The following is a 5984-nucleotide window of genomic DNA, read 5'->3' as shown; positions in this document are numbered from 1 at the left end:
CTGTCGTCGCTGTCGGCGTCCAGCGGCGGCCGCGCCAGGGGCGCGCCCAGCACCGCCTCGATCCGCTCGCGCGACAGCCCGCCGGGCCGCAGCAGCATCGGCGCGTTGAGGCAGCCGACAATCGTCGATTCGACGCCGACCTCGACCGGCCCGCCGTCGATGATGAGGTCGATCCGCCCCGATAAGTCGCTCTCGACATGGGCCGCCAGCGTCGGCGAGACGTGGCCGGAAATGTTGGCCGACGGCGCCACCACGGCCCCGCCAAAGGCGCGCAGGATCGCCTGCGCGACCGGGTGGGCGGGAATGCGGATCGCGACCGTGTCGAGGCCGGCGGTGGCGAGATCCGCCACCGGGCAGCCCTCAATCTTCGGCACCACCAGCGTCAGCGGCCCCGGCCAGAACGCCTCCGCCAGCTGCAACGCCCGCGCGTCGAACCGCCCGATTCGCCGTGCGGCCGAGATATCGGGCACATGGGCAATCAGCGGATTGAACGCCGGCCGCCCCTTGGCGGCGTAGAGATGGGCGATCGCGGTCGCATTGGCGGCGTCCGCCCCGAGCCCATAGACCGTCTCGGTCGGAAACGCGACCAGCCCGCCGGCGGCCAGGGTCCGGGCGGCAGCCTCCGCGCCGGCCGCGCCGGCCGGTAAAATCAGCGTTTCAAGACCCGTTTTCACAGGGACAAAATTCCTCAATCCGGCCGCTTGCGGTGCGCCAAACCCAACGCTATAAGCCGGCCTCTTGTCGGAGTGTGGCTCAGCCCGGTAGAGCACTGCGTTCGGGACGCAGGGGTCGCAGGTTCGAATCCTGCCACTCCGACCAAGACCTCATTTATTTTCAGCATCTTACCGGATCGACCCGAGCACTGTGCTCAGCTTTGGGTAACGCTACGGTAACACTACGCGGACGCAGTGATCTCCGCAGCAAAACCTTCCTATTTGTTGGCTCTCGTGCCGGGTTGGTAACGGATCAAAGCCGAGCGAGCAACGGCGCGCGGCGTTCAACTTGTCAGCATGTATTCAGATCGCCGAAAGGTTGCTCTGCACCGGTTGATGCTACCAGCAATAGGCGTTGAGTTCGTGATTAACCCAATCGGTTGATTTCTTGCGATTTCGGAGTAGTCTCTTTGAAGACGATTCTTCGGAGGCCGACTCGATGCTAACTCCGTTCGGAATAGCGATCAGGAAGCTCAGGCTCGACAAGGGCATGCGATTGCTGGATTTGGCAAATCGCTTGGGGCTGAGTTCGGCGTTTCTCTCTGCGATTGAGACTGGGAAGAAGGCGATCCCGGACGCGTTTGTGTTGAACGTCGCGCGAGCAATGAATTTGTCAGCGCCAGAAATCAAGGAATTAAGGCGCGCGGCGGATCGCACTCGGAAGGAAGTGCCAGTCGCAAAACTGGCGGAGGAACAGCGCGAATTGGTTGCGGCATTCGCGCGAAAAATTGACGATCTGCCATCGAAAATGATGGAGGATCTGAAGAAGGTCATCCTCAAATCCAAATCAGACGACGTGCCGTTTCATCGAAAGCGGAGGGGAATTCATGTCCCTCCGATGTCAACTGAAGTGATCCGAACCTTTGCAGAGAAGGTGAGATCGACGTTCGTTGATGACTCCCAGATTGAATTCCCGATCATGGATGTACTCGAATTCCGAATGGGGAGTCTGCTCGAAGGCTTTTATGTCGATGTTCAGGACAAAGAGTCGATGGGAATCGAAGAGGGCAGGGTGATTGCGGGGGAAAACGTCATCATTCTTCGCGAAGACGTCTATACGGGTGCGTGGGGTGACAATGGTCGCGATCGGTTCACCGCCTGTCACGAGTTCGCACATTTCCTTATGCATCGAACCGTAACGATGGCCCGCATGCGGGATGACAGCGAAAAGATTTATTGCGATGCTGAGTGGCAGGCGGACACCTTCGCGGGCCCTTTGCTCATGTCGACACGGCATCTGCCGAACTTCAAAGGGCCAGACGACGCTGCGATGGCGTGCAAGATGAGCGTCCCAGCCGCCCAAGTCATGTGGTCAAAATACGAAGCGGAGGGGCGTCTCAACCACAAATAAAAGCCGCCGGATGCTTGAACATCCGACGGCCCGTAAACCGCCCCGTGCGGAAGAGAGCCGACGCGGGATGGGCCATCCAAGGCGATCCGATTTTGAATCGGGGCGCTGCCTGCGGTCAATAGCTGGCTCTCAAATATCCCTGATATGGAGAGCCAAATGGCTGGTCAGGAAACTTGTCAATGGATCGGGAGTTCCGGTCAGAAGTACCTCTACTACGTGTATCCGCGTGGCCCAAGTATCAACGCGGGCCAAGATGGGAACTACATCTACGCCAAGAAGAACGCGGCGGGTTATTGGGTTCCTATCTACATTGGCGAAGGTGATCTCTCGAAGCGAGCTTCAACCGATCACCATCGTTCACAGTGCATCGATCTGAAGGGTGCAACGCACGTTCATCTCAGATTGAATCCTTCGAAGGATGCAAGACGCGCGGAAGAGCAGGACTTGTTGAAGAACTACAAGAATGCTCTTACGCCTCATGGCTGCAATATTAGCCCAACTGGCTAGTCGACGAAGGAAGAGCTCGGTGAAAGCCGAGCTCTTCTCGCTAAAGGAGCATCGGTCCGCCGCCGTCGAAAATTGGGTAACGCTACGGTAACGCTACCCCTGCCTCTTCTGCTTCTGTTCGCGTGTTTTCGTTAGTTCGATTTGAAATAATTCAATGATTTAGCTGTGCGTCGCAAAGTTCGGGGACGCAGGGGGCGCAGGTTCGAATCCTGCCACTCCGACCATTCTTCCAAAAGTCGACGTTTTCCAGAGGCTTGGCGGACCGGCCGCCGGTGCCTCGGAACGCCTTTCTGCAACGATTTTCGGGGCGGGTCCACGGCCGATTTGGCTGGGCAGGGCCGCTTGTTCCGGTAGCATGGCCGACATCGCGGCCCACGTTGTGAAATAGGCCAGAAGACGACAACCCTCGCGCGCGACGCTTCCGCAACCGCCTCACGAACCATCGCGGCCGATCGAACGATTGCGCCCGGCGTAACCGGTTGCCATCCGCTCAGGCCGACGGCTAGATGAACGCCTAGCCGGTTGCGCGTGCGAGAGCGCGGTCGGCCAATAACAAGAAACAGGGTTGGAAATCATGGACAGGACAATCGTCGCGCTCGTTACTGCTTTTGGACTTGCTGCCTGTGGGTCGGCATGGGCCGCGTGGCCGGACGACAAGCCCATCGAAGTCGTCGTTGGTTTTGCGCCCGGCGGCGGTACCGACGTCATGGCCCGCAAGCTGCTTCCCGTCGTCGAGCGCGCGCTGGGCGGAAAGGCCAAGTTCGTCGTCTTGAACAAGCCTGGCGCCGGCGGAGAGATCGCGTTTGCCGCGATCGCGCGCGCGGCGCCCGACGCCTATGCGATGGGCGTCGTCAACGTGCCCGGCTATAATTTCCTGCCGATGACCCGCACGACGCAATACAGCACGGACGACATTCGGCTGGTCGCACGGGTCGTCGAAGATCCGAACGTGATGGTGGTGCCCGCGGACAGCAGATTCAACAACCTGCCGGATGTTATTGCCGCCCTTCGCAGCAAGCCGGGTTCGGTGACGTTCGGTCACAACGGTGCCGGCACGAATGGTCACCTGGCCATTCGCATGCTCGCAGCAGCCGCAAAGGTCGAGCCCAACGAAATCTCTTACAGGGGAACGGCGGCACAACGGACCGATCTGTTGGGCGGGCATCTGGAAGTCGGGATGGTCACTCTCAGCGAGATCCCCGAATTGCATGGCACCAACAAAGGGCCTCTTCGCGTCATTGCGATCCTCTCGAGGAAGCGCTTTCCATCGCTGCCCGAAGTTCCGACCGCCGAGGAGGCGGGATTTCCGGTCACGTCGACGGCGGAACGCGGTTTCGCAGTCCCGAAGGGCGTTCCTGACCACATCGTCAGGAAGCTGGAAGCCGGCATTGCCGAGGGTCTGCGCAATCCCGATTATCTGGCGAGCTCGCCCGGGGATGAGCCGGTGATCGCCTTCCTGCCCGGCGCAGAGTGGCAGAAGCGCCTCGACGCCATGTCCGAGTCCCTGCGGCCCTTCGCAGAGCAGATTCGGGCAAGCGAGCAGAAATAGTCTTGCAAAGCAGCTGGCGCGCCTACCTTCGCGCCACCAACACGCCCACCAGAAACGCCACCATCAGCGCCGGTAGCGGCGCCTCGCGCACCATGCCGCGCACGACATCCGGCCAGTGCTGCTCGGGGACCAGTCCCGGCGATCGCACCTTTGGCGCGGGCGCGATGTCCCAACTCGATGCGAGCTCGGCGATCTCGCTTTGCGCCAGCCGCACGCCATCGCGGACGCGGAAGATCGCGGCCTCGGATCGCTCGCGCGGTGCGAGCTGCATCAGCGTCGCGACGGCGGTGCGCAACGTCATCTCGCCAAAGCCTTGCAGCCGCACCTGCTCCTCGGGGTCGGAGGTCATGCCAAATCCCTCACAGCGCAAAATGGCGCGCGAGGGCGAAGGCCGCCGTCGCGCACAGGACGAGCGTCGACACCGCGCCGGCCACGCCGCGCGCGAGATGGGCTCGCGTCAGGTGTCTGGTCATGATCGTGCTCCATGCTCACATGGAAATGGCGGGCGTGGAGCTTGGTTCCTTGGAGGCGACGGCGAATCGCGGCCGCCGGCTACTTCCGCAGCAACTCGCTCAAGGCCGCCGTCGCCTCGGCGCAGCGGATGTCGTCGATCTCGCGCGACAGGCTGAGCGCGCTCGCTCTCAGCTCTTCGAGCTTCCAGCTGTCCGGATGCTGGCTTTCGAGTTGACCCAGACGCTTGTTCAGATCGTCCAGTCTCGATTGGAGATGCCCGATGCTGGCATCCCCATTCACTTTCCAAACGCGTTGTGCACGCATCGTCGTTCCCCTGATCGTCTCACGGCCTTGTGAGAGGGGTTCGTGGCCGGAATGGGAGTTTGTTTTGTCCGGCTTCGGACGGTGGGGAACCGTTGCAAATTCGCAACGAAGTTCCCGGATCTTTCCCAGGCGATTGCGCCAGCCCACATGATGTTACCCGCAGGCACGGAATTTGATTGTGTCCCGTCACGACGACGGGCGAGCCGGCCTGTGCGCGCGATTCTCCGCTCGATAGGCTCATGCCCGTCGCACTCCCGGACATGAAGGAATGACACGTGGCGAGATTTGTGACTGTTGCGGCCGGCCAGCTTGGCCCGATCGCCAGGGCCGAGAGCAGGACCGACGTGGTGGCCCGGCTGATGGCCTTGATGCGCGAGGCGAAGGCTTGCGGCTGCGACCTGATCGTCTATCCCGAGCTCGCGCTGACGACGTTTTTCCCGCGCTGGTATTTCGAGGACCAGGCCGAGATCGACAGCTTCTTCGAGCGCGAGATGCCGGGCGCCGAGACGCAGGCGCTGTTCGATCTGGCGCGCGAGCTCGCGATCGGCTTTAGCCTCGGCTATGCCGAGCTGACGCTCGAGGCCGGACTTGTCAGGCGCTACAACACGTCCATCCTCGTCGACAAGAGCGGTGAGATTATTCTGAAGTATCGCAAGGTGCATCTGCCCGGCCACGCCGAGCACGAGCCGTGGCGGAAATTTCAGCATCTGGAGAAGCGCTATTTCGAGCCGGGCAGCGGCTTCGGCGTCGCCAGTGCCTTCGGCGGCGTGATGGGCATGGCGATCTGCAATGACCGCCGCTGGAGCGAGACCTATCGCGTCATGGGCCTGCAGGGCGTCGAGATGGTGATGATCGGCTACAACACGCCGGTGCACAATCCGCCCGCGCCGGAGCATGACGATCTATCGCTGTTCCACAACCACTTGGTGATGCAGGCCGGCGCCTATCAGAACGGCACCTTCGTGGTCGGGGTCGCCAAGGCCGGCGTCGAGGAAGGCGTCGACCACATCGGCGGCAGCTGCATCATCGCGCCCTCCGGCGAGATCATCGCGCGCTGCGCGACCAAGGGCGGCGAGCTCGCGCTCGC

General features: G+C 61.7%; 7 protein-coding genes and 1 tRNA gene. 5 read left to right on the top strand and 3 right to left on the bottom strand.

Translation table 11 applies throughout. From position 1 onward, the window contains the following. A partial coding sequence (locus SE92_RS15265; RefSeq protein ID WP_063196509.1) for an L-threonylcarbamoyladenylate synthase occupies nucleotides 1-674 on the bottom strand: 674 nt, incomplete at its 3' end. A gap of 68 nt (nucleotides 675-742) precedes the next feature. On the opposite strand from SE92_RS15265, the gene SE92_RS15260 reads away from it, so the two are divergent. From SE92_RS15260 to SE92_RS15250, 4 genes are all read left to right on the top strand, one after another. Further along, nucleotides 743-819: transfer RNA gene (locus tag SE92_RS15260), tRNA-Pro, on the top strand. Nucleotides 820-1152: 333 nt separating this feature from the next. Further along, entirely contained in the window at nucleotides 1153-2064 is a 912-nt protein-coding gene (locus tag SE92_RS15255) for a helix-turn-helix domain-containing protein (protein WP_063196508.1), read from the top strand. Between the two features lie 156 nt (nucleotides 2065-2220). Beyond that, nucleotides 2221-2571: a hypothetical protein gene (locus SE92_RS35855; RefSeq protein ID WP_157095452.1), complete on the top strand. Its 351-nt coding sequence runs from the start codon at nucleotides 2221-2223 to the stop codon at nucleotides 2569-2571. Nucleotides 2572-3145: 574 nt separating this feature from the next. Then, nucleotides 3146-4120: a Bug family tripartite tricarboxylate transporter substrate binding protein gene (locus tag SE92_RS15250; RefSeq protein WP_063196507.1), complete on the top strand. Its 975-nt coding sequence runs from the start codon at nucleotides 3146-3148 to the stop codon at nucleotides 4118-4120. A 22-nt stretch (nucleotides 4121-4142) separates the two neighbouring features. On the opposite strand, the gene SE92_RS15245 is transcribed toward SE92_RS15250, so the two are convergent. Then, on the bottom strand, nucleotides 4143-4469 hold the full coding sequence (locus SE92_RS15245) for a hypothetical protein (RefSeq protein ID WP_063196506.1): 327 nt from the start codon (nucleotides 4467-4469) through the stop codon (nucleotides 4143-4145). 203 nt (nucleotides 4470-4672) lie between these two features. Further along, nucleotides 4673-5044 (bottom strand): hypothetical protein, encoded by a 372-nt coding sequence (locus SE92_RS37140; protein ID WP_245324590.1) that lies wholly within the window; start codon nucleotides 5042-5044, stop codon nucleotides 4673-4675. 128 nt (nucleotides 5045-5172) lie between these two features. Between SE92_RS37140 and SE92_RS15235 the strand changes: the two genes are divergently transcribed. Further along, nucleotides 5173-5984: N-carbamoyl-D-amino-acid hydrolase (locus SE92_RS15235; protein WP_063203549.1), on the top strand; the 812-nt coding region annotated here is incomplete at its 3' end.

It is taken from the genome of Bradyrhizobium sp. AT1, assembly GCF_001590795.1.
Classification (GTDB): Bacteria; Pseudomonadota; Alphaproteobacteria; order Rhizobiales; family Xanthobacteraceae; genus Bradyrhizobium.
This window is presented reverse-complemented; position numbering and strand designations above follow the sequence as displayed.

What these genes read in the sequence shown, in the direction of transcription:
- SE92_RS15250 (WP_063196507.1), top strand. Translation starts at nt 3,146, where the DNA reads ATGGACAGGACAATCGTCGCGCTCGTTACTGCTTTTGGACTTGCTGCC.
- SE92_RS35855 (WP_157095452.1), top strand. Translation starts at nt 2,221, where the DNA reads ATGGCTGGTCAGGAAACTTGTCAATGGATCGGGAGTTCCGGTCAGAAG.
- SE92_RS15245 (WP_063196506.1), bottom strand. Translation starts at nt 4,469, where the DNA reads ATGACCTCCGACCCCGAGGAGCAGGTGCGGCTGCAAGGCTTTGGCGAG.
- SE92_RS15255 (WP_063196508.1), top strand. Translation starts at nt 1,153, where the DNA reads ATGCTAACTCCGTTCGGAATAGCGATCAGGAAGCTCAGGCTCGACAAG.